This is a genomic window from Jeotgalibacillus haloalkalitolerans, from assembly GCF_034427455.1.
GTDB lineage: Bacteria > Bacillota > Bacilli > Bacillales > Jeotgalibacillaceae > Jeotgalibacillus > Jeotgalibacillus haloalkalitolerans.
Genome location: NZ_JAXQNN010000002.1, coordinates 432,305 through 457,765, shown reverse-complemented (window position 1 = coordinate 457,765; position 25,461 = coordinate 432,305). Strand labels below are relative to the sequence as shown.

Sequence of the window (25,461 nt, the reverse complement as noted above, 5' to 3'; positions counted from 1 at the left end):
GCCTGCCTGATCTTACATACGAACTAACGAAACGGGGAGAGAACGATGAGCTTTAAACAATCTGAGCGCTGGATGAATGACACAGTGCAGCACATATTAGACCAAATTCATCATCCCTATCTTCATGCAGCAATCGGACAGCCTGAGATTGACCTTGAGAGACTGTCTCTGCTTTTACTCCCCTTTTACCTTAAAAATAAATATACAAAACTTGATCAATCCTATGTGGCTACAGCGATCCTGATTCAGCAGGCACTGGATACACACGAGAAAGTTTCGGCAAACAGTGAATCGCACCGCATGAAGCAGCTGACAGTGCTTGCCGGCGATTACTACAGCGGTCTTTATTATAAAATACTATCAGACATTCCTGATATTGAACTGATTAGAAAAATTGCACATGCGATAGAAGAAATTAATGAACATAAAATCGAGATTTCTTCAGGTCATTCTTTAACTGAAAGTGAATATCTGCACAGCCTTACGAAGATCGAGTCAGCTATCATAACAAGCCTTTTCAGCCATCTTGGTTTTCAGGAAATGGTGCCGCTTGCAGAAAAATTACTACTCGTGCAGCGCTTAAAGAAAGAAAAGATGGTTTTTTCTGAAGGTCATTTCTCAAGTTTATTTTATTTTTTTAAACACGGTAAAAATCATATTAAAGCATCAGACTATATACGGACATACAAAAGTATAGTCAAAAGGATTTCAGAAGAGATTGAGCATCAGGTAAAGGAACTGAACCTTCCTTCATCAACAAGAAACCTGCCGATCTTCAGCTCTTTTTATGAAAGATTGATTATGTATGCAGAGGAAGGGTAATTATGCAGACTGAAAAAGAACAAAAAGTGCACGGTGTATTTGAAAAAATACACGGCCGTTACGATAAAATGAATTCAATCATCAGCTTCCAGCAGCATGTCCGCTGGAGAAAATATACAATGAAGAAAATGCAAGTGGAACCCGGTTCAAAGGCGCTGGATGTATGCTGTGGTACAGCTGACTGGACGATTGCATTGGCAGAAGCAACTGGTACAGAAGGGCAGGTAATCGGACTTGATTTCAGTAAAAACATGCTTAAAACGGGTCATGAAAAAGTAAAGGATTACCCCCAGATTCAACTTGTACACGGCAATGCAATGTCACTTCCTTATGAAGATCATTCATTCGACTATGTGACGATTGGATTTGGTCTCAGAAACGTACCGGATTACCTGCAGGTGCTAAAAGAAATGAACAGAGTATTGAAGCCTGGGGGTATGGCAGTCTGTTTGGAAACATCACAGCCGACTATGCCAGGGTTCAGACAGATTTATTATGCTTATTTCAAATATGTTATGCCAATATTCGGGAAGCTGCTTGCAAAAAGCTATAATGAATACTCGTGGCTGCAGGAATCTGCTAAGGATTTCCCGGGTGCTAAAGAATTAGCGTCTATGTTTGAAGATGCAGGATTTTCAGGTGTACATTTTAAACCGTTCAGTGGTGGAGCAGCAGCAATGCATATTGGATTTAAAAAAGCTCAAAATGTAGATTAGGTGGAAGTTAAATGAAATTAACGATGCTGTATTCGTTCTTAAAAACGGATATCGAAGAGATAGAAAAAGAGCTGAGCAGGGCAATACATTCGGAGACTGCACTATTAAAAAATGCATCACTCCATTTACTTCAGGCCGGAGGCAAAAGAATCCGTCCTGTTTTTGTACTGTTGTCAGCAAAGACGGGGCAGTATGACATCCACAAGGTGAAAAACGCAGCCGTTGCGCTTGAGCTGATTCATATGGCTTCTTTAGTGCATGATGATGTGATTGATAACTCTGATATGCGAAGAGGGAGAACGACGATACAGGCAGAGTGGAACAATCAGGTGGCAATGTATACGGGTGATTATATGTTTGCCAGAGCTTTAAACTATATGACAGTGATTGACGATCCGGCTGCCCATCGTATTCTGTCAGATGCAATTGTTGAGCTCTGTATCGGTGAAATTGCTCAAATACAGGATAAATACAGGTTTAATCAAAGCATGAAGGACTATTTCAGAAGAATTAAAAGAAAAACAGCGCTTTTAATTGCTGTCAGCTGCCAGCTTGGCGCGGTAACCGGAGAAGCAAGCCCGGATATTCAAAAGAGACTTTACCGTTTTGGCTACTATGTCGGCATGGCGTATCAGATTACGGATGATATTCTTGATTTTACAGGTACTGAAAAAGAGCTCGGCAAGCCGGCTGGAGGAGATCTTTTACAGGGGAACATTACCCTTCCTGTTTTCTTTGCAATGGAAAATAGGGAGCTTGGCAATAAAATAAAGAAGGTTCACGAGGATATGCCAAAAGATGATTTGCAGCAGATTATTGATGGTATCGTGAAATCTGACGCGATTAAAAGATCATCAATGATCAGTCAGCGTTATCTGGTAAAGGCGCTTGAACAGCTTGATACACTCCCTGCCTCCAAAGCTAAAAAGTCACTGAGAGATATCGCGATTTTTATCGGCAAAAGAAAGTATTAATATGTAATGAAAACGTTGCCAAAAATTGAAATGAGTGATAATCTTTTAGAGGGTCTTCTGAAGACCGACATACATAGTTGGGGGAATTTGAGATGGAAAAGACATTTTTAATGGTTAAACCAGACGGGGTACAAAGAGGATTAATCGGTGAAGTGATCTGCCGGTTTGAAAGAAAAGGATTTAAATTAGCAGCAGGTAAATTAATGGTGATCTCTGATGAGCTTGCTAAAAAGCATTACGGTGAACACGCAGACAAGCCTTTCTTTGGGGAATTGGTGGATTTCATTACTTCCGGACCTGTATTTGCAATGATCTGGGAAGGCGAAGACGTTGTTAAAACAGCACGTCACATGATGGGAGCGACAAAACCAAGTGAAGCTGACCTCGGAACAATCCGCGGTGACTTTGGTCTGACAGTAGGTAAAAACATTATTCATGGTTCTGATTCTTTAGAGAGTGCAGAACGTGAGATAAACCTTTTCTTCGGTGAAAGTGCTGCATTGGAATACAAAAAATCAAGTGATGAGTGGGTATATTAATAAAAAAGCACCTTAACGGGTGCTTTTTTTTATAGCATTTTTTTTGAGGTTTTACTATATTAGCTTATAATAGCTTTAATTAAATGAGGTGTATGGATTGTCAAATGATTATACAGGTTTTGTAACTTATATTAAAAGTAAAACCGGGATCGACCTTTCGCTTTATAAGGAAGCACAGATGAAAAGGCGGCTGACATCGTTATATGAAAAAAAGGGGTTTTATTCATTTACGGATTTTTCATCTGCTCTATCTGCAAAACATGAGCTGATGGATGAATTTTTAGACCGTATGACGATCAATGTATCTGAGTTTTACAGGAATCAAAAACGGTGGGAAGTGCTGGAGCAACAGATATTACCTCAGCTGCTAAAAAAACATAAACCTCTTAAAGTATGGAGTGCAGCGTGTTCAACAGGAGAAGAACCATATTCACTGGCGATGGTACTGAACAAATTTCAAAAAGGCAGTTTTACGAAAATACTTGCCACCGACTTGGATAAGATTGCGCTTGAAAAAGCTAAAATTGGTCTTTATGCGGAAAGAGCTTTGGCAGAAGTGCCTGTAGATGTTAAACAAAAATTCTTCACTAAACAGGGCTCATTCTTTAAAGTGTCTGATCAGATTAAAAATGATGTCACCTTTAAACAGCAAAATCTTCTCAACGACCGTTTTGACTCAGGCTTTGACTTAATCGTCTGCAGAAATGTCATGATATATTTTACTGAAGAAGCAAAAGAAGAGCTTTATCATAAATTCAGCAAAGCTCTGAAGCCTGGAGGGGTGCTGTTTGTAGGGAGTACAGAACAGATTTTTAATCCGGGTAAATATGGATTGGAATCAGCAGAAACATTTTTTTACCGGAAAATTTAAACTTGCCGGATAATTTCACTACATACAAAATAAAAAATATGTTAGACTGTACAAATATCACTTTAGCGAGTTGAAGGGGGAAAGCGTTATGATGAGATACTTAACAGCAGGTGAATCACATGGACCGCAACTGACGACAATTATAGAAGGTCTTCCTGCAGGGCTCGCGCTTGAAGCGTCTGATATTGATGAGCACCTTGCAAGAAGGCAAAAAGGCTACGGCCGGGGAAGAAGAATGCAAATTGAGACAGACCGTGCACAGATTTTAAGTGGTGTAAGGCATGGTAAAACACTTGGCTCACCAATCGCCCTGGTTGTTGAAAATAAAGACTGGACACACTGGACTAAAATTATGGGTGCTGAGCCTTTAACTGAAGATGAAGAAAGTGAAGTAAGACGTAAAATCACACGGCCGCGCCCTGGTCATGCAGACTTGAATGGCGGAATCAAATACGGACATAGAGATATGCGGAATGTATTGGAACGTTCTTCTGCAAGAGAAACGACAGTAAGGGTTGCAGCAGGAGCACTGGCTCAAAAAATTCTGAAGGATCTCGGGATTCAAATTGCCTGTCATGTGAAAGAAATCGGCGGCGTAATCGCACAGGAACAATCAGATCTGACCGCTTCGGAAGTGCGTGAGAAATCTGAGCAGAGTGAGGTTCGTTGTGTAGATCCAGAAGCTTCAGAAAAAATGAAATCTGCGATTGATGATGCGAAAAAAAATGGTGATTCTATTGGCGGAGTGGTTGAAGTAATTGTTGAGAATGTACCTGCCGGCCTTGGAAGCTATGTTCATTACGATAAAAAACTGGATGCTAGAATTGCAGCAGCTATTATGAGCATTAACGCATTTAAAGGAGTGGAATTCGGCTTGGGATTTGAAATGGCCAGACTTCCCGGAAGCAAGGTCCATGATGAAATTGCCTGGTCAGAAGAAAAAGGGTATTACCGGAAATCAAACCGCCTCGGCGGATTTGAAGGCGGAATGACAACCGGGATGCCAATCGTTGTAAAAGGCGTGATGAAACCAATTCCAACGCTTTATAAACCACTTGAGAGTGTGGATATTGACTCTAAAGAGCCTTTCAGTGCGAGTATCGAACGGTCAGACAGCTGCGCGGTTCCTGCGGCTGCTGTCGTTGCAGAAGCAGTCGTTGCATGGGAAATTGCAGCAGCAATTTGTGATCAGTTTGACAGCGACCGTTTTGATCAATTAAAAAAATCTGTTGATGAACACAGAGCATACGCTAAGGACTATTAATATGGAGCAGTTAACGATAAACGCAGGAGTGTCTTACCCGGTTCTAATAGGTGAAAATGCACTTCGTGAAACAAATCGTGTCATCCGGGAATTGAAGCCTGCAGTGACTTCAATCCTGCTATTAATTGATGAACGGGTATATGAACTGCATAAGGAAAGTGTTGACCGTCACATACAATCTGATGCACTTTATATTCTGCCTGCCGGTGAACAGGCAAAATCATTTAAAGTCTATGAACAGGCCATGGGTGCTGCACTTGAAGCAGGATTAGACAGACATTCTTTAATCATTGCCTGTGGCGGTGGAGCGACAGGTGATCTGGCCGGTTTTACTGCAGCAACTTATATGAGAGGGATTAGATATATACAGGTTCCAACAACGATCCTTGCGCATGACAGTGCAGTTGGTGGCAAAACAGCGATTAATCACCCATTAGGTAAGAATATGACCGGAAGCTTCCATCAGCCTTCAGCTGTCATTTATGATCGATCGTTTCTGGAAACACTGCCGCTGAGAGAAGTCAGGTCCGGATTTGCCGAAGTAATTAAGCATGCACTCATTGCAGACCATCAATTTTTATCTGAACTAATGTATGAAGTGACAGATCTTGAAAAGCTTGATAAAGATTTTCTCCAATATGCATTAAAAAAAGGCATAGAGATTAAAGGTGATATCGTCCGTCAGGATGAGCGCGAACAAAACATCAGGGCTTTTCTTAATTTCGGTCATACTTACGGTCATGCAGTAGAAGCCTGGTCCGGATTTGGCGAAAAGCTCCACGGTGAATGTGTGATGATTGGAATGGTGTACGCACTTTTATTAAGTGAAAAGAAAGCTGAACTGACCTTTGATGTGAATCGCTTTGTACAGTGGGTGGTATCGATTGGATACGATCTCAAAACAAAGGCACCTTTTGATGAGCTGTTAAATCTTATGAAAAAAGACAAAAAGAACCTTAACAGAAAGATCCGGTTTGTTTTACTGAATAATGTAGGCGAGCCTGTTCTTAAAGAGATAGAAGAGGAAGATTTAAAAGACATACATTTTCTATTAAAGCGAAAGGGGGAAATCCAGTGATTCGTGGAATAAGAGGCGCTACAACCGTTGATCATGATCAGCAGGAGTCAATTGTAAATGCTACTTTCTCACTCTTGGAGGATATGATCGAAAAAAACAATATAGATCCTGAAGATACTGCATCAGTCTTTATTTCAACGACAGATGATATCAATTCGGTATTTCCTGCAAAAGCTTTAAGAAAACTTGAAGGATGGGAATATGTACCGGTGATGTGTATGAGTGAAATACCCGTGAAAGATGCACTCCCGTTTTGTATCAGAGTCATGGTGCATGTCAATACACCCAAAAAACAAAAAGAGATACAGCACGTCTATCACCATGAAGCTGTAAAATTACGTCCTGACCTTGTCGGAGCAAATAGAAAGGTGGATTTATGATGTATATAAAAGATCAGGTGAAGAAACTGACACCTTACAAGCCCGGTAAAACGGTGGATGATGTAAAAAAAGAACTCGGCCTTGATGAAATCATTAAATTAGCCTCAAATGAGAACCCGTTTGGATGTTCTAAAAAAGTAGGAGAAGAGCTTACTGCAAATGCATTGAACTATGCGATTTATCCGGATGGCGGTGGTACAGTGCTCAGGAAAGCACTCACTGAATTTTATCAGCTGCCGGGTGATCAGTTCATTTTAGGAAACGGATCAGACGAGATCATTCAGATCATAGCAAGAGCGATGCTTGACTCCTCGAAAAATACTGTGATGGCGACTCCGACTTTCCCGCAATATAAACATAATGCAGTGATTGAAGGTGCTGAAGTCCTTGAAATCCCGCTGATTGACGGGGTGCATGACCTGGATAAAATGGCACAGGCAGTGAATGATCAAACCGCAGTAGTATGGGTGTGCAGTCCGAATAATCCAACCGGGGTGAGCATCAGTGATCAGGACCTTAAACAATTCCTGAATAAAATTCCAAACGATGTCGTCATTGTCCTGGATGAAGCATATTTCGAATATGTAGCTGCTGATGACTATTATGACTCATTGGAGTTAATTCAGCAGTACCCTAATTTGATTGTCACGAGAACGTTTTCCAAAGCATATGGTCTTGCGGGCTTCCGGGTTGGTTATGGGATCGCACAGCCTGCATTAATTCAGGCTCTTGAACCGGTACGTGAACCATTCAATACAAATTCTTTAGCGCAGCTTGCTGCTTCTGCAGCCTTAAAAGATCAGGATTTTATTAAGTATTGCAAAGAGCAGAACAGAAAAGGTATCGTTAAATTTCAACAGTTCTGCGAAGAGTACGGTCTCAGCTATTTCCCGACACAGGGCAATTTTATTCTTATCCATTTTAACCGGGACGCAGATGAAATGTTCGAATCACTGATGAAAAAAGGTATTATTGCAAGAAGCGGACACGCCCTTGGGTATCCGGAAAGCTTAAGGATTACAATCGGATCAGAGGAGCAGGTCGAAAAAACATTAAAAGCAATTAAGGAGATCATTACGCAATAAAGGTCGTGAAGTTATGAATGGAAACGTATTTATCATCGGGCTTGGACTGATTGGCGGTTCGATCGGACTGGCTATATTGAAGGAACATCCCGATGCGCAGGTTACCGGGTATGATATTAAGCCGGATGAAATGAAACTGGCAAAAGCCCTCCATGCAATCAACCGTACTTCTTCATCTCTTCAGCATGATGCAGAGCAGGCTGACCTGATTATTATCTGTACACCTGTTAACGAGACGGAAAAACTGATGAATTCGCTCGCGGCATTTAACCTGAAGCCGGATGTGATTGTAACCGATGTCGGCAGTACGAAGAAAAACATTATGTCAGCCAGTCATGTGCTGACACAAAAAGGTATTACGTTTGTCGGCGGACATCCAATGGCAGGGTCTCATAAAAGCGGCGTATCTGCTGCAAAAGCCTTTTTATTTGAAAATGCTTTTTATCTATTAACTCCCGGGGATTCTGCTGATGAACAGTCAATTGATACGTTAAAAAACTGGCTGCGGGGCAGTAAGGCAAAGTTTCTGGAAGTGAAGCCTGAAGAGCACGATCATATAACAGGGATGGTCAGCCATTTCCCACATATTATTGCATCTTCTCTTGTTCATCAGGTTAAGCAGAATTATCAAAAACAGCCGCTGATCTCAAGTCTTGCAGCAGGAGGGTTCAGGGATATTTCCAGGATCGCATCATCAAATCCATCAATGTGGAGAGATATTACACTTCACAATATTGATACCCTAAAGGAACTTTTAATGGAATGGCAGCAGGAAATGAACCGCGTGATTAATATGCTTGAAGAAAATAATGCTGAGCATATATACGCTTATTTTTCAGAAGCAAAAACTTTCAGAGATGAGATGCCGATCCTGCAAAAAGGTGCGATTCCATCTTTTTATGACCTTTTTGTTGATGTACCCGATTACCCGGGGGTGATCTCTGAAATTACAGGTCTCCTGGCAAAAGAAGAGATCAGTATTGTTAACCTGAGAATTATGGAAACCCGGGAAGACATATATGGGGTGCTGACAATCAGTTTTCAGACTGAGGAGGATCGTAAACGCGGTGCTGAATGCATTACCTCTGTCACAGACTATGACGTATTTACTGTCTAAATATTCATAAGAGGAGTTTTTATGATGAAGATGCTTCAATTTGAAAACCCTTCTATTCAGGGAGAATTAAAAGTACCGGGTGATAAGTCTATCTCACACCGGTCTATTATGTTTGGTGCCATTTCAGAAGGCGTAACAAGAGTAACAGGTTTCCTTAAAGGAGATGACTGCCTCAGTACGATTGACTGCTTCAGAAAGATGGGTATCAATATTACCGAGAAAGATGATGAAATCCTGATTGAAGGCAAAGGGTTTCACGGTTTGAAAGAGCCTGAAGAGGTCCTTTATACAGGTAATTCTGGAACAACAACCAGACTGCTTCTTGGTATATTGGCAGGCCGGCCTTTTCATTCAGTCGTAACAGGGGATGAGTCGATTGCAAAACGTCCGATGAACCGTGTTACAGAACCATTAAAACAAATGGGTGCATCAATTGACGGCAGGGATAACGGCAATTTAACACCGCTTTCGGTCAGGGGCGGGAAGCTGAAGTCATTTCACTACAAGCTGCCTGTTGCCAGTGCACAGCTGAAATCAGCACTGATTCTTGCAGGCCTTCAATCTGAAGAAGAAACGATTATTACCGAACCGGAAAAAACGAGAGATCACACTGAAAAAATGATCAGGCACTTCGGGGGCAATATAGCCAGAGAAGGAAACCAGATTAAGGTCAGTGGAAATCAGCCTTTTAAAGCGAAAGATGTACACGTTCCTGGTGACATTTCATCAGCTGCTTTCTTCCTTACAGCAGCAGCCATCACCTCAGGCAGCAGTCTCGTGCTGAAAGATGTTGGGTTAAATGAAACCAGAACCGGCATTCTGGATGTTTTAAAGCAGATGGAGGCAGATTTCAGTGTGAACCTGACCAATGATGAAGAAGAGCCCCAGGGTGAAATTATGATCAGCACAAGCAGGCTGAAGGGCTGTGAAATTGCGGGAGAATTAATACCAAGATTGATTGATGAAATTCCAATCATCGCCCTCCTTGCTACTCAGGCAACCGGTCAGACAGTGATCAAAGATGCTGAAGAGCTAAAAGTAAAGGAAACGAACCGCATTGATGCTGTTGTTGAGGAATTAAAAAAGCTTGGTGCTGATATTCATGCCACTGAAGATGGGATGATCATTAACGGTCCTGTCAAACTGAATGGCGGACAGGCGGATTCAAGAGGGGATCATCGGATCGGAATGATGCTCGCGGTTGCATCGCTCATTACTGATGATGCAGTTCACATCAAGAACCATGAATGTATCAGCGTCTCTTATCCAGCATTTTTTGAAGACTTATCACACGTAACGAAGTAATCCTCACGATTAGAGCCCGGGACAAATTTGTCCCGGGCTCTTAAAATCGTGCTTCTGCAGGTTTCACTCTGAAGATTAATCAATTTGACCGTTTCCTTTCAGCCTTTTTTATTCTAGCGGTGTTAAAGATCATTATTGTTTCTGCACAGCTGTTGATTGAAGCGTAAGGGGGCGGCTCGCAAGAAGGGACAGGTGAGGCTTATGATGAAGCCTGCTGGCTCAACGCCCGGCCGCGAAAAGCGTTCCCCTCCCGCTGCAATCAACAGCTAACTTTAAAAAAGACTTGATTTTAAAAAAGGGTTTCAGAAAGAAAAAGCGAATTCTACTAGATAAGAGGTATTAGTTGAAACTGAATCCAAGTTCTCTTATTCTTTTATGAGATATGGACGAAAAGAGGTTTTATAATGAACGATTTACAGCAAATGATTGATTATCTTCATGCAGGAAGTCTTGAAGAAGCAATGAAAATATATAATGAGTTGAAGAGAATCGGTACGGATGAGGAAAAGTATGAAGCTGCAGAAGCCCTGTTCAGCCTGGGATTTCAGGAAAAAAGTATCGAGCTTTATGAAGATTTAATTGAATTATACCCTGAAGAAACTGAACTTACAGTGCTGAAAGCTGAAGCGCATGCAGAGCTTGATCAGATCGAAGAAGCGATGGAATTGCTTGAGACAATTACTGATTCAAGTGAGTTTTATGCCCGCGCAATGCTGCTTTCTGCTGATCTGTATCATATGCAGGGGCTTCATGAAGTAAGTGAACAGAAATTACTGAAAGCATATGAGGCTGACAAATCAGAAGAAGTGATCCAGTTTGCACTTGCTGAATTTTATATCCAGCAGGGCAGGTTCCTTGAAGCAATCAGGTTTTACAAAATGCTATCTGAACAGGAAATTGCCGGTGTGATCATCAGTAAACGACTTGGTGAATGCTACAGTGCAGGAGGATCGTTCGAGGAAGCCCTTTCGTATTATGAGGAGGCACTTGAACATGAGAGGGATGCGGAAACACTCTTCCAGTACGGTTTCACGGCATACCAGGCAGGACACAATCTTACTGCAGCTGAGGTATTTGAGGAATTAATTGAACTTGACCCTGACTACCATAGTGCGTATAAGCTGCTGGCACATTCCTATGAACACGAAGAGGAGCTCTCAAAAGCACTTGAAGCAGCTGAAAAAGGTGTTAAGCATGATCCGTTTAATAAAGAATTATTCCTGACAGCAGGTAAGTTATCTCTGAAAACAGCAAATGAAGAAAAAGCCGAATCGTTCTTGAGACAGGCTATCGCAATTGATCCTGACTATCTTGAAGCTGCTTTGATTTTAAATAAAGTACTTCTTAAACAGGAAAAACCCGATGAATGCCTTGATATTATTCAAACAGTGAGAGAATCAGGAGAGGATGACCCTCAATTTTTATGGGATGCTGCAAAAGCTTATGAGCTGAGAGAGGATTTTTCTTTAGCATCTGAAGAATATAAAAAAGCTTATGTGGTATATAATGATCATAGTGATTTCTTAGAAGATTACGGGAATTTTCTTTTAGAAGAAGGCAGACATAAAGATGCCCTCGACATTTATGTGAAGCTTTCAGAGAAGGATCCGACAAATGAAGAGTGGCAGATGAATATAGAGCATTTGAGACAAGAATAAAGGAGGGATTGGCTTGGCCCCATCTATTTCAGCACATGAAAAAAAGGACTTTATTAAGTGGTTTTTACAGCACTATCAGTTGAAGAAAAGAGAGTCAGTCTGGATAATGAATTATTTGCTGAGCCATGACCAGTTAATAGAGAATCTGCATTTCGTTGAGGATGCGAGATACTGCCCGCGCGGTATTGTCATGTCGACTGCCTGCAGCGATGAAGTACCCTTCAGATTTTATAAAGAACATGTCATGACAACGGATGCGGAAAAATCATTTCATGATATCAGGCTTCACCGTGAAGAAGATTTGTATGTGCAGCTGAATTTTGAGTCGGCTTATTCATCTTATCAATATGCTGCTGTGCTTGAGGATAATCCTTTTACGCCTAAGGAAGTTCATCTGACGAAAAAAGAAAAAGAATTAGCAGAACAATTTCTGACAGACAGTATTGCAGAGAACCGGCGGAATCAATTGATGAAAGAAATTGATGAAGCGTTAGACCGGCAGGATAAAGATAAATTCAGACAGCTGACGGACCGGCTTAAGAGTCTGACCTGAAAATATAGACAGTGTGAGCTGTCTATATTTTTTGTGCTACAATTTAATTGCCGGCTACGCATAAAGGAGAGATGAAAATGATTTGGAATACAAAAGATATTGAACTTTTTTTTCAGGAACAGAAATACATAGATACGGCTGTTGTTCCCCTGTTACCGGTCAGTTTCGGGGACCAGGCGAAGCAGGAAGCTGATCAGGCGGAGTTTATTCCCCTCGTAACAGCAATGCTTGAAAAACAGTTTAAAGGGCGTATGATGCTCCTGCCACCATTTACGTATTTTTCTTCAGAAAATAAAGAGCAAAGAAAAGCAAGGATGGCAGAATGGGCACAAACGTTAAAAGATAATGACTTTGATCATATCTTCCTCGTAACTTCAGACCCGTTCTGGAGAGAGACTGAGGCAGACCTGGGAGCGGATTTAATCTGGCTTCCATCCATTCCAATGGAACATATGGAAGGGAAGTATAAGCAAAAAATCATCGAAGATCAGATAAGTCAGCTTTTGAAAATTGTCGTCGGAAAATGGCAGGCGAACTAACGTTCAAAAAAACTTCACATAGTTGAAATGAAAAGGTTTAACGGATTATTGACCTTGATAATATATTGATATATCATGAATATGTCCTAGTTATATATTTGTGCGAAAAATGTCCGAGGGACTGACCTGACGGTAGAGGGGGGAAATTAATGAGTAATCAGCGTGTTTCACGTCGTCAATTTTTAAACTATACATTAACTGGTGTAGGCGGTTTCATGGCTGCAGGGATGCTTATGCCGATGGTGCGTTTTGCGATTGATCCTGTATTAACTGCTGAAGCCGGAGGGGATTTCATCTCTACTGGTACTTCGGTTGATGAATTGAGTGACGTACCAACCCGTGTAGACTTTTCTTATGAACAGAAAGATGCATGGTATACGTCCGAAGTAACTCAGACTGCTTGGGTTTATCTTGATGAAAATCAGGAAGTGGTAGCTTTAAACCCAACATGTAAACACTTAGGCTGTACAGTTAACTGGGAAGGAAGAGAAAGTGATCCTAACAGATTCTTCTGCCCTTGCCACAATGGACTGTATGAAAAATCCGGTAAGAACGTACCGGGAACGCCACCGACTGCTCCTCTTGACATGTTCGAGACGAGAGTATCTGACGATGGCATCTTGCAGCTTGGACAAGTTGTTCCAAACACAATTGCATAGTAAAGGAGGCGTAATGGGTGCTTAATAAGATTTATGATTGGGTAGATGAACGGTTGGATATCACCCCAATGTGGCGTGACATTGCTGATCACGAAGTTCCTGAGCACGTTAACCCTGCTCACCACTTCTCAGCTTTCGTATACTGCTTTGGCGGACTGACATTCTTCGTAACCGTTATTCAGATCTTATCCGGAATGTTTTTGACCATGTATTATGTGCCAGATATTGAAAATGCATGGCGCTCTGTTTATTACTTACAAAATGAAGTTGCCTTCGGCGTAATCGTCCGCGGGATGCACCACTGGGGAGCCAGTCTTGTTATTGTCATGATGTTTCTTCATACTTTACGGGTATTCTTCACAGGTGCTTACAAAAAACCGCGTGAACTTAACTGGGTTGTAGGTGTACTTATTTTCTTCGTTATGCTTGGACTAGGTTTCACAGGTTATCTTCTGCCTTGGGATATGAAAGCTCTATTCGCAACTAAGGTAGGTATTGAAATTGCTGCTGCAACACCACTGATTGGTGAGCAGATCCGTGTTCTATTAGCAGGGGATACGAGCATACTGGGTGCTCAGACATTAACCAGATTCTTTGCAATTCACGTATTCTTCCTGCCAGGTGCACTACTTGGTCTGATGGCAGCCCACTTTATCATGATTCGTAAGCAGGGTATCTCAGGACCACTGTAAAAACATCTGGATTAAAAAGGAGGGAAAACTATGCATCGTGGAAAAGGGATGAAGTTTGTCGGAGACTCACGTGTACCGGCGAATCGTAAACCGAATATTCCAAAAGATTACTCAGAGTTTCCTGGAAAAACGGAAGCTTTCTGGCCAAACTTCTTGTTAAAAGAATGGCTTGTAGGTTCTGTGTTCTTAATTGGCTTCTTAGCTTTAACTGTAGCGCACGAACCACCGCTTGAGAAAATTGCTGACCCGACGGATGCAGGATATATTCCTCTTCCTGACTGGTACTTCTTGTTTTTATATCAGCTGCTGAAATATGATTTCGCATCTGGTCCTTATAACGTAATTGGTGCTTTCGTTATTCCTGGTATTGCGTTTGGCGCATTACTGCTTGCACCATTTCTTGACCGCGGACCTGCGCGCCGTCCTGGTAAGCGTCCGCTTGCAACAGGATTTATGCTGCTAGGTGTCGCTGCAACGATTTTCCTTACATGGGAATCAGTTGCTTATCATGACTGGGAAACACAGCGCAGTCAGGGTGAAATTGTTGCTGAAGTTGAAATTAATACTGAAGCAGAAGGTTACGCGATTTATGAACAGCAGGGCTGTATCAACTGTCATGGTGAAAACCTTGAAGGTGGAGCAGGTCCTGCATTGGCTGAATCAGGCCTGTCACCAGAAGAAATTGCTGACATTGCAGTAAACGGTCAGGGTAATATGCCTGCCGGTCTGTTCGAAGGTTCTGATGAAGAACTTCAGCAGCTTGCTGAATATCTTTCAGATCCTGCAGCAGAATAATGTAAAAAAGAGCCGGATCATCCGGCTCTTTTTTTAATCATAAAATTTTGGATCCATTTGACTAAGGAGGTGGGAAAATGAAGGAATATATCTACTCTTGGCTGACAAACCGGTACTTTCTTATCATCTTGTTTATCACAAATCTCCTTGGTACGATTTATGGCTACTACTGGTACAGATTTCAGCTGGCTGCCACGGAGCCCATCTTTTTAATATTCGTACCTGACAGTCCGACAGCCAGCCTGTTTTTCACAATTGTCATTTTCGGTTATTTAATCCGGAAACAGTGGCCGTTGATTGAAGCGCTCGCAATAGTGACACTGTTTAAGTACGGCATTTGGGCTGTAGTCATGAATTTGCTGACCTGGAATGTAACAGGTGAAATGTCGGCTGTTGCATGGATGCTGGTTATATCTCATGCTGCAATGGCGGTGCAGGGGCTGTTATATGCACCATTTTACCGGATGAAATTGTGGCATATTGTGCTGGCTGCTGTCTGGACGTTTCATAATGATGTAATTGATTATGTCTATATGCAATACCCGGTATATTCAAGGTTATCAGAAATGATTGATCATATCGGTTACTTCACTTTCTGGTTAAGCATATGCTCTGTTTTCATTGCGTGGTATGTCGGAATACATCGAAGAGATTGGCAAAGGACTTTACATAGAAATAATTCACAGGCATAGCATAGGTCAAGGAGGGGTTACTTATGCTTGCTGCAGTGTCCAATATGCCATTTATCGTGTTGAGTTTATTCACAGCCTGCTCCATCATATCAGTTCTCAGCTATGTTTCATGGCGAAAATATGACAAAGAAAAAAAGAATGTGCCAGACCGTGACCGTAATAATTGACAGTAAATTTAGTTCAAAGGTAAAATTTAATCAAACAATAATAATGGAGGGTCTGAATGGAAATCCTGATTTATTTTGCGCTGATTTTAATCTTGCCGTTATGGGCGAGCAGCCGTGTCAAAAAGACGTATAAAAAATACTCTAAAGTTCAGACAACAGCAAATATGACTGGAGCTGAAGTTGCCCAGAGAATCCTTCATGAGAATGGTATTTATGATGTAGCGGTAAAGCCTGGTAAAGGTTTTCTAAGTGACCATTATAATCCGAGAACAAAGGAAATCGTACTGTCACCGGACAACTATCATGGTATGTCAGTGGCTGGTGCTGCTGTAGCAGCACACGAAGTGGGACACGCTATTCAGGATGCAGAAAGTTATGCATTTCTAAGATTGCGTCATAAACTTGTCCCTGTCGCAAATCTAGGATCAAACTTCTCATTTATTTTAATCATTGCCGGTATGCTTCTGGGTTCAATGGAGTTTATGCTTGGAGGTATTATTTTCTTCGCAGCAGCCGTACTCTTTCAGTTTGTTACACTGCCTGTAGAATTCAATGCATCATCCCGTGCAATGAATCAGATGGTCAGTATCGGTCTGATCAGAAATGAAGAAGAACCCCATGCTAAAAAAGTATTAAACGCCGCAGCACTTACTTATGTAGCAGCCGCATTAGTTGCACTGCTCGAATTGCTCAGATTTATTCTGATGTTCATTGGAATGAATGGAGACGATTAAACTTAAAAATCCGGAAGCCTCTAACTGAGAAGCTTCCGGATTTTTTACGTTTCAATCGGTTTTTTATTCTCATCCAGCGTAAATCCTTCACCCAACACATCATGTACATCAGTCACTGACACGAACGCATGTGGATCCACAGACGTGATCAGGTTTTTTAGCCTCACGAGTTCATTTCTTCCAACCACGCAATATAATACTTCGCGTTTTTCTTTCGAATAGTGTCCATAACCGGTAAGAACTGTTACACCGCGATCCATTTCAACGGCAATCAGATCAGCAATTTGTTTCTGATGCGGGGAGATGATCATGGCTCCTCTCGCCGTATAAGCGCCTTCCTGCATAAAGTCAATCACTCTTGCGCCTACAAAAACTGCGACCAGTGTATACATCCCTTCACGATAATTCAAATAAGTTGCCAGAGATAACACAATCACAGCTGCGTCGAAAATAAACATCGTGCGTCCCATACTCCATCCGGCATACTTTTTAACCAGTCTTGCAATGATGTCAACACCGCCTGTAGTTCCGCCGTATCTGAAAATAATACCAAGCCCGACACCGATAGATGCACCTGCAAATAGCGCTGCTAAAAACAAATCATTTGAAAGTGGAATCGAGAATTGATAAATATAAAATAATTCAAGAAAAAGTGATACACTTAATGTTCCGAGCAGGGTATATAAAAAAGATCTTAACCCGAGCAGCTTCCATCCGATCATAAATACAGGAATATTCAAAAGTAAATTCGTGATAGAAGGCTTGAAGTCGAATATAAAGTATAATAATAACGTAATGCCGGTAAAACCGCCTTCAGCCAGATTGTTCTGGATGTTAAAATGAACAATGCCGAAACTAAATACAGCAGCACCAAAAATAATAAATAAAATGTTTTTTAATTTAAGACCAAACAAACGAATCCCCCCCTTTATACATACGTTCAACATTATATGCTAATCATCCATGAATTAGCAATATCACGGAGGTACATGATGAAAGAGTCGAATTTCACAGTGAAAGACATGCAGCGGGATGTAGACCAGTATATCGGACAGTTTAAAGAAGGATACTTTAAGCCTTTGACGATGCTTGCCAGAATGACTGAAGAGTTAGGTGAACTCTCAAGAGAGATTAATCATCATTATGGCGAAAAACCGAAAAAAAATACAGAAGATGCCAGTACAATTGAAGAGGAGTTAGGTGATTTACTCTTTGTACTTATCTGTTTTGCTAATGAGCAGGGGATCAGCCTCGAAGAAGCTCATCATAAAGTCATGAACAAATTCAGAACAAGGGATAAAGACCGCTGGACGAAAAAGGAGGAAAATGAAAAATGACGAATGAAATTTCAGTTGTGATTGCTGGACCGCGTGGAAAAATGGGAAGAGAAGCAGTAAAGCTTGTGGAGCAGACAGAAGGTATGAAGCTGTCTGCTGTAATTGACAGACAATATAACCATAATCAGCTATCAGACCTTGAAGGGTTCAACTCGGATGCAGTGATCTATACAAGTCCTGAAGAATGTTTTACCACAGTAAAGCCGGATGTATTAGTTGATCTTACTACGCCGGAAACCGGATACTTACATGCCAAAACCGCATTACTTAATGGGGTAAGGCCGGTAATCGGAACGACAGGATTCACTCAAACAGAACTGGAAGAGCTGAAAGAGCTTTCAAAAGAGAATCAATTAGGCACGATTATTGCACCTAACTTTGCGATTGGTGCGATCCTGATGATGAAATTCTCTCAAATGGCAGCGAAATATTTTGAAGATGTAGAAATCATCGAAATGCATCATGATCAAAAATTGGATGCACCATCAGGAACCGGATTAAAAACGGCCGAAATGATTAAAGAACAGCGGGCAAGTAAACAGCAGGGGCACCCTGATGAAAAAGAAACTGTTACAGGTTCAAGGGGCGGCGATATTGACGGGATCCGGATTCACAGTGTCAGACTGCCGGGGCTCGTAGCACATCAGCAGGTCATGTTCGGCGGCGAAGGACAGCTTCTCACAATTAAACACGATTCACATGACAGAGGATCATTTATGTCAGGCGTAAAGCTGTGTATACATTCAGTTATGAATCTTCAGGAACTCGTATACGGTGTCGAAAATATTATTGATTAAGGAGCTGGACTAATGAATATTGCACTCATTGCCCATGATGAAAAGAAAGAGGAACTGTTGAAGTTTGTTGAGGAATATAAAGATGAATTTGCGAGACATCAGTTATTTGCAACAGGAACAACAGGAATGAAGATCAATGAACTGACAGATTTACCGATCCATCGCTTTAAGTCAGGCCCGCTTGGCGGTGACCAGGAAATTGGTGCCAGAATCGCTAACCAGGAACTCGATGCGGTATTCTTTTTCCGTGATCCGTTAACTGCACAGCCTCATGAGCCGGATGTGTCTGCACTCGTAAGACTTGGGGACGTTTATAATATCCCGATGGCTACTAATATCGGTTCTGCCAAAATCCTGATAAAAGGGATCATCAGAGGGGACCTTGATCATGTATAAAAAAGATCTTCAGGCAGATATTCTGGCCATTGGTGCTCATTCTGATGATGTCGAGATCGGGATGGGCGGTACACTGGCAAAATGGATAGGTGAAGGAATGTCTGCAGTGATTTGTGATTTAACAAAGGCAGAGATGTCTTCAAATGGTACTCCTGAAAACAGATTAAAAGAAGCGGACGCTGCCGCCGCTATTTTAGGTGTTAAGAAAAGAATGAACCTTGATTTGGGTGACCGGAAGCTTTCTGCTGATCAGCATTCGATCGAACAGGTCGTACGTATGGTCAGGGCAGTAAAACCGAAAATGATTTTCTCACCGTACTATGAAGACAGACATCCGGACCATATGCATGCAGCAAACATTGTAATTGAAGCCGTTTTTTCAGCGAGGATCAGAAAGTATGAAACTGAACAGCCCGCCCATAAAGCTGCACATTATCATTACATGATTAACGGTATACATAAGCCTGATTTTGTTGTTGATGTGACTGACGTTCATGAACAGAAAGTACGGTCACTGTCTGCTTATAAAAGTCAGTTCACGCCTGAGAACGGTGTACAGACACCGTTGACGGATGGGTACATAGAAACAGTAATCGCAAGAGACAGGGTGTTTGGTAAAGAGGTAGAGGTAAAAATGGCTGAAGGATTTAAAAGTGATAAGCCATTACTAATAAATAAAGGGTTTGGCATATAATGAAAAAAATGAAAATAGGGATTACGTGTTATCCCACAGTAGGCGGGTCAGGCGTTATAGCAACTGAACTCGGAAAATTGCTGGCTGAAAAAGGACATCAGATACATTTTATTACATCCAGTATTCCATTCAGGCTGAATAAAATGTACTCAAATATATATTTTCATCAGGTGGAAGTCAATCATTACTCGGTTTTTCAATATCCGCCTTATGATATTGCGCTTGCAAATAAAATGGCTGATGTTATTGAACGTGAAAATCTCGATATTCTGCACGTCCATTATGCAATTCCACACGCAGTCTGTGCCATTATGGGAAAACAGATGGCAAATAGCGATGTGAAAATTGTCACAACCCTGCATGGCACGGATATTACTGTACTGGGCGTTGACGACAGTCTGACAAAAGCAATCAAATTCGGTATTGAAAAGTCCGATAGAGTGACAGCTGTGTCCAGAGCATTGGTGGATCAGACGAAAGAGCTTATTGCCCCTGATAAAGAGATCGATGTACTTTATAATTTTCTTGATGAAAGAATTTACAGAAAAGTACAATCAGATTATCTGAAAAAAGATTACGGGATTAAAGAGCATGAAAAAATTATTATTCACGTCTCCAACTTCAGAAAAGTAAAAAGAGTTCTGGATGTTGTGAGTGTATTTGCTCACATTCATCAAGCGTTACCGTCAAAATTAATTCTGGCAGGCGATGGACCAGAGATGTCTTCAGTACTGAAAAAAGTTGATGAACTGGGTCTCAAAGAACATGTTTTATTTCTTGGAAAACAGGACAACCTGGAGGAGTTATATTCAATCAGTGACCTGATGCTGCTGTTATCTGAAAAAGAAAGCTTTGGTTTAGTCGCACTCGAGGCAATGGCATGCGGCGTACCATGTATCGGAACTGATGCAGGTGGAATACCTGAAGTGATCATTGACCGGAAAAATGGCTATATTTTCCCGGTTGGTGACACAACTGCAATGGGGGCAGCGGCAGTAGAGCTCCTGAAAGATGAAGAACTGCACTCCTCATTTTCACGCCAGGCGGTCGTGACTGTTCAAAATGACTTTCATTCAAGTAAGATTATCAGACAATATGAAGCAATGTATGATGAACTTTTACACGGAGAGATGAAGGATGAATGAGTGTTTCAAGCAGGCACTGCCGGTCTTAAAAGAGATAGAAGCTCATGGGTTTGAAGCATATTTTGTGGGTGGCTGTGTACGTGACTATTATCTTGGCAGAACGATTAACGATATAGATATTGCAGTCTCAGCAACACCTGAAGAAATTAAAGGAATTTTTAAACAAACCGTCGATATAGGCATTGAACATGGAACGGTTCTCGTACTCCATAAGCATGGTCAGTTTGAAGTGACAACCTTTAGAACAGAAGGCACATATTCAGATAACAGGCGGCCTGATGATGTGCAGTTTGTCAGATCCCTCGAAGAAGATTTGAAAAGAAGAGACTTTACGATGAATGCAATGGCATTATCCACTTCTTTTGAATTAACAGATCTATTTGACGGAAGAAAAGATCTGTTAAACAGGGAAATCAGGACGGTAGGATGTCCCGAAGAGAGATTCAGTGAAGACGCGTTAAGGATGCTGAGAGCAGTCCGTTTTGTATCGCAGCTCGATTTTTCAATTGAAAAGAATACTTATGATGCGATTAAACGCTTTGCTTCGCGGCTTTCCCATGTAGCAGTTGAGAGAATGACAGCTGAATTTGAAAAGCTGCTTCACGGACCTGCAATGGATAGAGCACTGACTTATACAGTGGACACAGGAATTGCTGAATGGTTGCCGGAATTGATCACCGACAGTGTCGTAAGTGAAGTGAAGGGGAAAAACTGGCGGATCCTGAAAGCTGAGGAGCGGATGCTGCTTTTGATACTTACTGGACAATATCAGGATATTAAAGCTGTATTAAGGCCATGGAGAATGTCTAATAAAACGATCATGAATATGGTTTTGCTTGCCGGGTTAGTTGGAACCAGAAAAAAGAGACTTTTTACTAAAGCTGATCTCTATTATGTTGGCTTAGAGCCAATTATATCAGCTGAAAAAACGGCAGCAGTGCTTGAAAACAGACATTATGATGAAAAAAAGATAAAAGAATTGTACAATTCTATGATCATAAAATCCAGGACAGATCTTGTTTTCAAGGGCACACATCTGATTAAGTGGACAGGCAGAAGTGGCGGACCATGGGTAAAAGATTGTACAGCTGCAATTGAAAAACTGATTTTAGATGAAAAGCTGAATAACCATTTAAGTGATATTAGAGATTGGGTGGAGACAGAATGGCTTCAAAAATAAGAGAATCTATACTTGCTGCATTATCATCGGCTGAAGACAGTTACTTTTCAGGACAGGAGCTTGCAGATCAGGCAGGATGTTCTAGAACAGCAATCTGGAAGCATATTGAAGATTTAAGATCATCAGGGTTTATCATTGAATCCAAGCGGAAAAAAGGCTACAGATTACTCGGAAAAGCGGATGAATTGAATGAAAATAACCTACTGGTAGGGTTACAGACTGATCGCCTGGGCAGATTTGTTCATTTTTTTGAATCAGTGGAGAGCACCCAGAAAATTGCACACCGCCTTGCACAGGAAAATGCAGATGAAGGTACTTTAGTGATCGCAGAGGAGCAGGTTTCAGGCAGAGGCCGGATGGCAAGAACCTGGTACTCTCCGAAAGGTACCGGCATCTGGATGAGTCTGCTGCTGAGACCATCACTTCCACCCCAGAAAGCACCGCAGTTTACATTGATTGCTGCAGTTGCGATTGTGGAAGCAATTGAAAAAGTGTGCGGGTTGAAAGTAGATATCAAGTGGCCGAATGATTTGTTGATCAATGGAAAGAAAATTACTGGTATTTTAACTGAACTCCAGGCAGACAGTGAACAGATCCATTCCCTGATCATCGGTATAGGAATTAATGTGAATCAGGATATTGAGGATTTTTCTGAGGAAATACAGCAGATTGCTACCTCACTGCATATAGAAAGCGGCAAAACGTTCTCAAGAGCTGGCATTGTGCAGGAAATTCTCTTTAATCTTGAAAAATACTATGCCGTCTATATAAGTGAAGGCTTCGAACCGATCAAAGAGATTTGGGAGAAGTATGCAATTACAATAGGGAAACACATAACAGCAAGAACTTTGAATAAAGAGATAAAAGGTCTTGCATCAGGTATCACGAATGAGGGTGTATTAAAACTGATTGATGAAAATGGGGAAACGCACCTGATCTACTCAGCTGACATTGAGTAGTTTTTATAGATGCGGATGTGATTGATCTGTTATACTGTGAGTGGGCAGTATCCTTTAAGAACTGCACCTTTTAACAAACAAATGCAATGATCTGCCTTGATCCATTATGTGACAGGGACAGAGGACCGGAATAATCTGCGGCATCCTTCTGTCTAACAGAGGGTTTTATTTATGTCTGCAGTATTTCGTCTTCCTCTGAAATAAAGGAGGAGAAAACGTGAAAACAACTGCTGATTTTTTAAAAATGAAACAAAACGGTGAAAAAATTACAATGGTTACCGCATATGATTACCCTTCTGCCAAAGCTGCTGAGGAGGCTCAGACAGATATGATTCTGGTAGGAGATTCTCTTGGCATGGTTGTCCTGGGGTATGATTCAACGGTTCCGGTCACAATAGAAGATATGATTCATCATGCAAAAGCGGTCAGACGCGGTGCAAAGGATACGTTTATTGTTGTGGATATGCCTTTTATGACTTATCACCTGTCGCGTGAAGAAACACTCAGAGCTGCAGCCAGAATCATGCAGGAGTCAGGCGCTGATGCTGTAAAGGTTGAAGGGGCTGGAAACGTACTGCCAATGATCGAGGCGCTGGTTGAGAGTGGTATTCCTGTAATGGCACACTTAGGTCTGACACCGCAGAGTGCAGGTGTTCTCGGCGGCTTTAAAGTGCAGGCTAAAACGGCTGAACAGGGAAGGCAGCTGATCGATGATGCTTTATCCTGTGAACAGGCTGGTGCATTTTCAGTTGTATTGGAGTGTATTCCACAGCAGATCACTGAAAAGGTTACGGCATTATGTAAAATACCAACTGTGGGAATAGGCGCAGGTGTCCAGTCAGATGGTCAGGTGCTTGTTTTTCATGATCTGATCGGTTACGGTGATCATCGCGTTCCTAAATTTGTTAAAAAATATACTGAAGTTTATCCTGATATTGTGGGAGCGATTAAACAGTATAATAAAGAGGTAAAGGAGCAGAAATTTCCTGGTCAATCCCATTCGTTTAACCTGAAAGAAGAAGAAAGAATTTCTCTTTACGGGGGAACGAATTCGTGATTACAATCAGTTCTGTTCAAGATATGAAGAATACCATTAACAGCTATAAAATGAAGGGCAAATCAATCGGTTTTGTCCCGACAATGGGTTTTTTACATGAAGGTCACTTATCATTGGTGGCACAATCAGTCATTCAATGTGACATTACTGTCATGAGCATCTTTGTCAATCCGTTGCAATTCGGTCCGGGAGAAGATTTTGAAAGGTATCCGAGAGATATTGAAAGAGACAGAAGACTTGCAGAAGAAGCAGGTGTGGATCTGCTTTTTTATCCGGATGTGACTGAGCTGTATCCATCTGAACCATCTGTCAAGGTTATGGCAGTTGATCGGACAGATGTACTGTGCGGGGCTTCAAGACCCGGACACTTTGATGGCGTTGTAACTGTATTATCAATCCTTTTCAATATCGTAGATCCAGATAAAAGTTTTTTTGGGCAGAAGGACGCCCAGCAGGTTGCTGTCGTTGAAGGTCTGGCTAAAAGCCTACATTTTCCGACTGAAATCATTCCGGTTGAAACGGTAAGGGAAGAGGATGGACTTGCCAAGAGCTCAAGAAATGTCTATTTGAGCGATCAGGAAAGAAAAGAAGCGCCAGCCATTTATCAGGCGTTACAATTAAGTTCTAAAGTATATCTTCAAAGCGGCAGGATGGCAGCAATTGACCACTTTAAAAATGAGCTGTTATCTGTAAGCGGCGAGCTGGATTATGTGGAAATCCTCACCTATCCTGAATTGCAGGTGCCTTCTGAGTCAGATACCCGTCTGATTATTGCTGCTGCGGTGAGGTTCGAGCGGGCCAGATTAATCGACAATATCATATTTACGACTGAGGAGGAACCGGAATGTTCAGAACAATGATGAGTGGTAAAATTCATAGAGCAAGAGTGACAGAAGCTAATTTAAATTATGTAGGAAGTATTACGATTGATGAAGATATTCTGGATGCTGTGGGAATGTATCCAAATGAAAAAGTGCAAATCGTTAATAATAACAATGGCGCCCGTTTTGAGACCTATATTATTAAAGGCAAACGTGGAAGTGGTGTTATGTGTGTAAATGGTGCAGCAGCCAGACTTGTACAGGAGGGCGATGTTATTATTGTCATCTCATACATGCTTGTACAGAATGAAGAGGCAAAGCACCACCAGCCGAAAGTGGCAATTATGAATGAGCATAATGAAATTACAGAATTGATACACCATGAGCCTGAAGCAACAGTAATGGGCTAGAAATCAGATAAAGGCTGTGAAAGGT

The 25,461-nt window shown here is 41.5% G+C and carries 31 protein-coding genes; 30 read left to right on the top strand and 1 reads right to left on the bottom strand.

The window, feature by feature from the left end; all coding sequences use genetic code 11:
• The first annotated feature begins 45 nt into the window (after positions 1 to 45).
• The 20 genes from UFB30_RS07205 (at position 46) to UFB30_RS07110 (ending at position 16,640) form a co-directional block, all read left to right on the top strand.
• Positions 46 to 822, top strand: coding sequence for a heptaprenyl diphosphate synthase component 1 (locus UFB30_RS07205; protein WP_322421011.1), 777 nt, complete (start codon positions 46 to 48; stop codon positions 820 to 822).
• 2 nt (positions 823 to 824) lie between these two features.
• Positions 825 to 1,538, top strand: a complete 714-nt coding sequence (locus UFB30_RS07200; RefSeq protein WP_322421010.1) for a demethylmenaquinone methyltransferase — start codon at positions 825 to 827, stop codon at positions 1,536 to 1,538.
• 11 nt (positions 1,539 to 1,549) lie between these two features.
• Positions 1,550 to 2,512, top strand: coding sequence for a heptaprenyl diphosphate synthase component II (gene hepT / locus UFB30_RS07195; RefSeq protein ID WP_322421009.1), 963 nt, complete (start codon positions 1,550 to 1,552; stop codon positions 2,510 to 2,512).
• A gap of 92 nt (positions 2,513 to 2,604) precedes the next feature.
• Positions 2,605 to 3,051 (top strand): nucleoside-diphosphate kinase, encoded by a 447-nt coding sequence (gene ndk, locus UFB30_RS07190; RefSeq protein ID WP_322421008.1) that lies wholly within the window; start codon positions 2,605 to 2,607, stop codon positions 3,049 to 3,051.
• Between the two features lie 97 nt (positions 3,052 to 3,148).
• Positions 3,149 to 3,922 carry a CheR family methyltransferase gene (locus UFB30_RS07185; protein ID WP_322421007.1) on the top strand — a complete coding sequence of 258 codons (774 nt, stop codon included), beginning with the start codon at positions 3,149 to 3,151 and terminating at the stop codon, positions 3,920 to 3,922.
• Between the two features lie 91 nt (positions 3,923 to 4,013).
• Entirely contained in the window at positions 4,014 to 5,186 is a 1,173-nt protein-coding gene (aroC, locus tag UFB30_RS07180) for a chorismate synthase (protein ID WP_322421528.1), read from the top strand.
• Position 5,187: 1 nt separating this feature from the next.
• Complete coding sequence (aroB, locus tag UFB30_RS07175; RefSeq protein ID WP_322421006.1) at positions 5,188 to 6,264, top strand: 3-dehydroquinate synthase; 1,077 nt, start codon at positions 5,188 to 5,190, stop codon at positions 6,262 to 6,264.
• The gene (gene aroH, locus UFB30_RS07170) at positions 6,261 to 6,644 is read left to right on the top strand and encodes a chorismate mutase (RefSeq protein ID WP_322421005.1); all 384 of its coding nucleotides are present in this window, start codon (positions 6,261 to 6,263) and stop codon (positions 6,642 to 6,644) included. Before aroB ends, aroH begins: the two co-directional genes overlap by 4 nt.
• On the top strand, positions 6,644 to 7,729 hold the full coding sequence (gene hisC / locus UFB30_RS07165) for a histidinol-phosphate transaminase (protein ID WP_322421004.1): 1,086 nt from the start codon (positions 6,644 to 6,646) through the stop codon (positions 7,727 to 7,729). The genes aroH and hisC overlap by 1 nt, the downstream gene beginning before the upstream one ends.
• Before the next feature lie 13 nt (positions 7,730 to 7,742).
• Positions 7,743 to 8,846, top strand: coding sequence for a prephenate dehydrogenase (locus UFB30_RS07160; protein ID WP_322421003.1), 1,104 nt, complete (start codon positions 7,743 to 7,745; stop codon positions 8,844 to 8,846).
• Between the two features lie 24 nt (positions 8,847 to 8,870).
• Entirely contained in the window at positions 8,871 to 10,151 is a 1,281-nt protein-coding gene (gene aroA, locus UFB30_RS07155; protein WP_322421002.1) for a 3-phosphoshikimate 1-carboxyvinyltransferase, read from the top strand.
• 404 nt (positions 10,152 to 10,555) lie between these two features.
• Positions 10,556 to 11,809, top strand: coding sequence for a tetratricopeptide repeat protein (locus UFB30_RS07150; RefSeq protein ID WP_322421001.1), 1,254 nt, complete (start codon positions 10,556 to 10,558; stop codon positions 11,807 to 11,809).
• A 13-nt stretch (positions 11,810 to 11,822) separates the two neighbouring features.
• Entirely contained in the window at positions 11,823 to 12,362 is a 540-nt protein-coding gene (locus UFB30_RS07145; protein ID WP_322421000.1) for a ReoY family proteolytic degradation factor, read from the top strand.
• Between the two features lie 77 nt (positions 12,363 to 12,439).
• The gene (locus UFB30_RS07140) at positions 12,440 to 12,901 is read left to right on the top strand and encodes a YpiF family protein (protein ID WP_322420999.1); all 462 of its coding nucleotides are present in this window, start codon (positions 12,440 to 12,442) and stop codon (positions 12,899 to 12,901) included.
• A 149-nt stretch (positions 12,902 to 13,050) separates the two neighbouring features.
• Entirely contained in the window at positions 13,051 to 13,560 is a 510-nt protein-coding gene (locus UFB30_RS07135; protein WP_039809389.1) for a QcrA and Rieske domain-containing protein, read from the top strand.
• Positions 13,561 to 13,577: 17 nt separating this feature from the next.
• Positions 13,578 to 14,252, top strand: coding sequence for a menaquinol-cytochrome c reductase cytochrome b subunit (gene qcrB, locus UFB30_RS07130; RefSeq protein ID WP_322420998.1), 675 nt, complete (start codon positions 13,578 to 13,580; stop codon positions 14,250 to 14,252).
• Positions 14,253 to 14,282: 30 nt separating this feature from the next.
• Entirely contained in the window at positions 14,283 to 15,047 is a 765-nt protein-coding gene (locus tag UFB30_RS07125) for a menaquinol-cytochrome c reductase cytochrome b/c subunit (protein WP_322420997.1), read from the top strand.
• A gap of 77 nt (positions 15,048 to 15,124) precedes the next feature.
• Positions 15,125 to 15,739 carry a lipoprotein heptaprenylglyceryl N-acetyltransferase LhaT gene (lhaT, locus tag UFB30_RS07120; protein ID WP_322420996.1) on the top strand — a complete coding sequence of 205 codons (615 nt, stop codon included), beginning with the start codon at positions 15,125 to 15,127 and terminating at the stop codon, positions 15,737 to 15,739.
• Positions 15,740 to 15,762: 23 nt separating this feature from the next.
• Complete coding sequence (locus UFB30_RS07115; RefSeq protein ID WP_322420995.1) at positions 15,763 to 15,906, top strand: hypothetical protein; 144 nt, start codon at positions 15,763 to 15,765, stop codon at positions 15,904 to 15,906.
• A gap of 56 nt (positions 15,907 to 15,962) precedes the next feature.
• On the top strand, positions 15,963 to 16,640 hold the full coding sequence (locus UFB30_RS07110; protein WP_322420994.1) for a zinc metallopeptidase: 678 nt from the start codon (positions 15,963 to 15,965) through the stop codon (positions 16,638 to 16,640).
• 44 nt (positions 16,641 to 16,684) lie between these two features.
• Here the strand turns inward: UFB30_RS07110 and UFB30_RS07105 are convergent, their stop codons facing one another.
• The gene (locus UFB30_RS07105; protein ID WP_322420993.1) at positions 16,685 to 17,554 is read right to left on the bottom strand and encodes a YitT family protein; all 870 of its coding nucleotides are present in this window, start codon (positions 17,552 to 17,554) and stop codon (positions 16,685 to 16,687) included.
• Between the two features lie 75 nt (positions 17,555 to 17,629).
• Between UFB30_RS07105 and UFB30_RS07100 the strand changes: the two genes are divergently transcribed.
• The 10 genes from UFB30_RS07100 to panD all read left to right on the top strand — a co-directional run bounded on the left by UFB30_RS07100 (position 17,630) and on the right by panD (position 25,436).
• Positions 17,630 to 17,977, top strand: coding sequence for a nucleotide pyrophosphohydrolase (locus UFB30_RS07100; RefSeq protein ID WP_435390799.1), 348 nt, complete (start codon positions 17,630 to 17,632; stop codon positions 17,975 to 17,977).
• On the top strand, positions 17,974 to 18,774 hold the full coding sequence (dapB, locus tag UFB30_RS07095) for a 4-hydroxy-tetrahydrodipicolinate reductase (protein WP_322420991.1): 801 nt from the start codon (positions 17,974 to 17,976) through the stop codon (positions 18,772 to 18,774). Before UFB30_RS07100 ends, dapB begins: the two co-directional genes overlap by 4 nt.
• A 12-nt stretch (positions 18,775 to 18,786) precedes the next feature.
• Positions 18,787 to 19,170, top strand: coding sequence for a methylglyoxal synthase (gene mgsA, locus UFB30_RS07090; RefSeq protein ID WP_322420990.1), 384 nt, complete (start codon positions 18,787 to 18,789; stop codon positions 19,168 to 19,170).
• A complete protein-coding gene (bshB1, locus tag UFB30_RS07085; RefSeq protein WP_322420989.1) occupies positions 19,163 to 19,864 on the top strand; it encodes a bacillithiol biosynthesis deacetylase BshB1 in 702 nt (233 codons plus the stop codon). Before mgsA ends, bshB1 begins: the two co-directional genes overlap by 8 nt.
• Positions 19,864 to 21,009, top strand: coding sequence for an N-acetyl-alpha-D-glucosaminyl L-malate synthase BshA (gene bshA / locus UFB30_RS07080; protein WP_322420988.1), 1,146 nt, complete (start codon positions 19,864 to 19,866; stop codon positions 21,007 to 21,009). Before bshB1 ends, bshA begins: the two co-directional genes overlap by 1 nt.
• Complete coding sequence (locus UFB30_RS07075; RefSeq protein ID WP_322420987.1) at positions 21,002 to 22,189, top strand: CCA tRNA nucleotidyltransferase; 1,188 nt, start codon at positions 21,002 to 21,004, stop codon at positions 22,187 to 22,189. Before bshA ends, UFB30_RS07075 begins: the two co-directional genes overlap by 8 nt.
• Positions 22,174 to 23,148, top strand: a complete 975-nt coding sequence (locus UFB30_RS07070; protein WP_322420986.1) for a biotin--[acetyl-CoA-carboxylase] ligase — start codon at positions 22,174 to 22,176, stop codon at positions 23,146 to 23,148. The genes UFB30_RS07075 and UFB30_RS07070 overlap by 16 nt, the downstream gene beginning before the upstream one ends.
• A gap of 217 nt (positions 23,149 to 23,365) precedes the next feature.
• Complete coding sequence (panB, locus tag UFB30_RS07065) at positions 23,366 to 24,205, top strand: 3-methyl-2-oxobutanoate hydroxymethyltransferase (RefSeq protein WP_322420985.1); 840 nt, start codon at positions 23,366 to 23,368, stop codon at positions 24,203 to 24,205.
• Entirely contained in the window at positions 24,202 to 25,065 is an 864-nt protein-coding gene (gene panC, locus UFB30_RS07060) for a pantoate--beta-alanine ligase (protein WP_322420984.1), read from the top strand. Before panB ends, panC begins: the two co-directional genes overlap by 4 nt.
• Positions 25,050 to 25,436, top strand: coding sequence for an aspartate 1-decarboxylase (gene panD / locus UFB30_RS07055; RefSeq protein ID WP_322420983.1), 387 nt, complete (start codon positions 25,050 to 25,052; stop codon positions 25,434 to 25,436). The genes panC and panD overlap by 16 nt, the downstream gene beginning before the upstream one ends.
• Positions 25,437 to 25,461 lie beyond the last annotated feature (25 nt).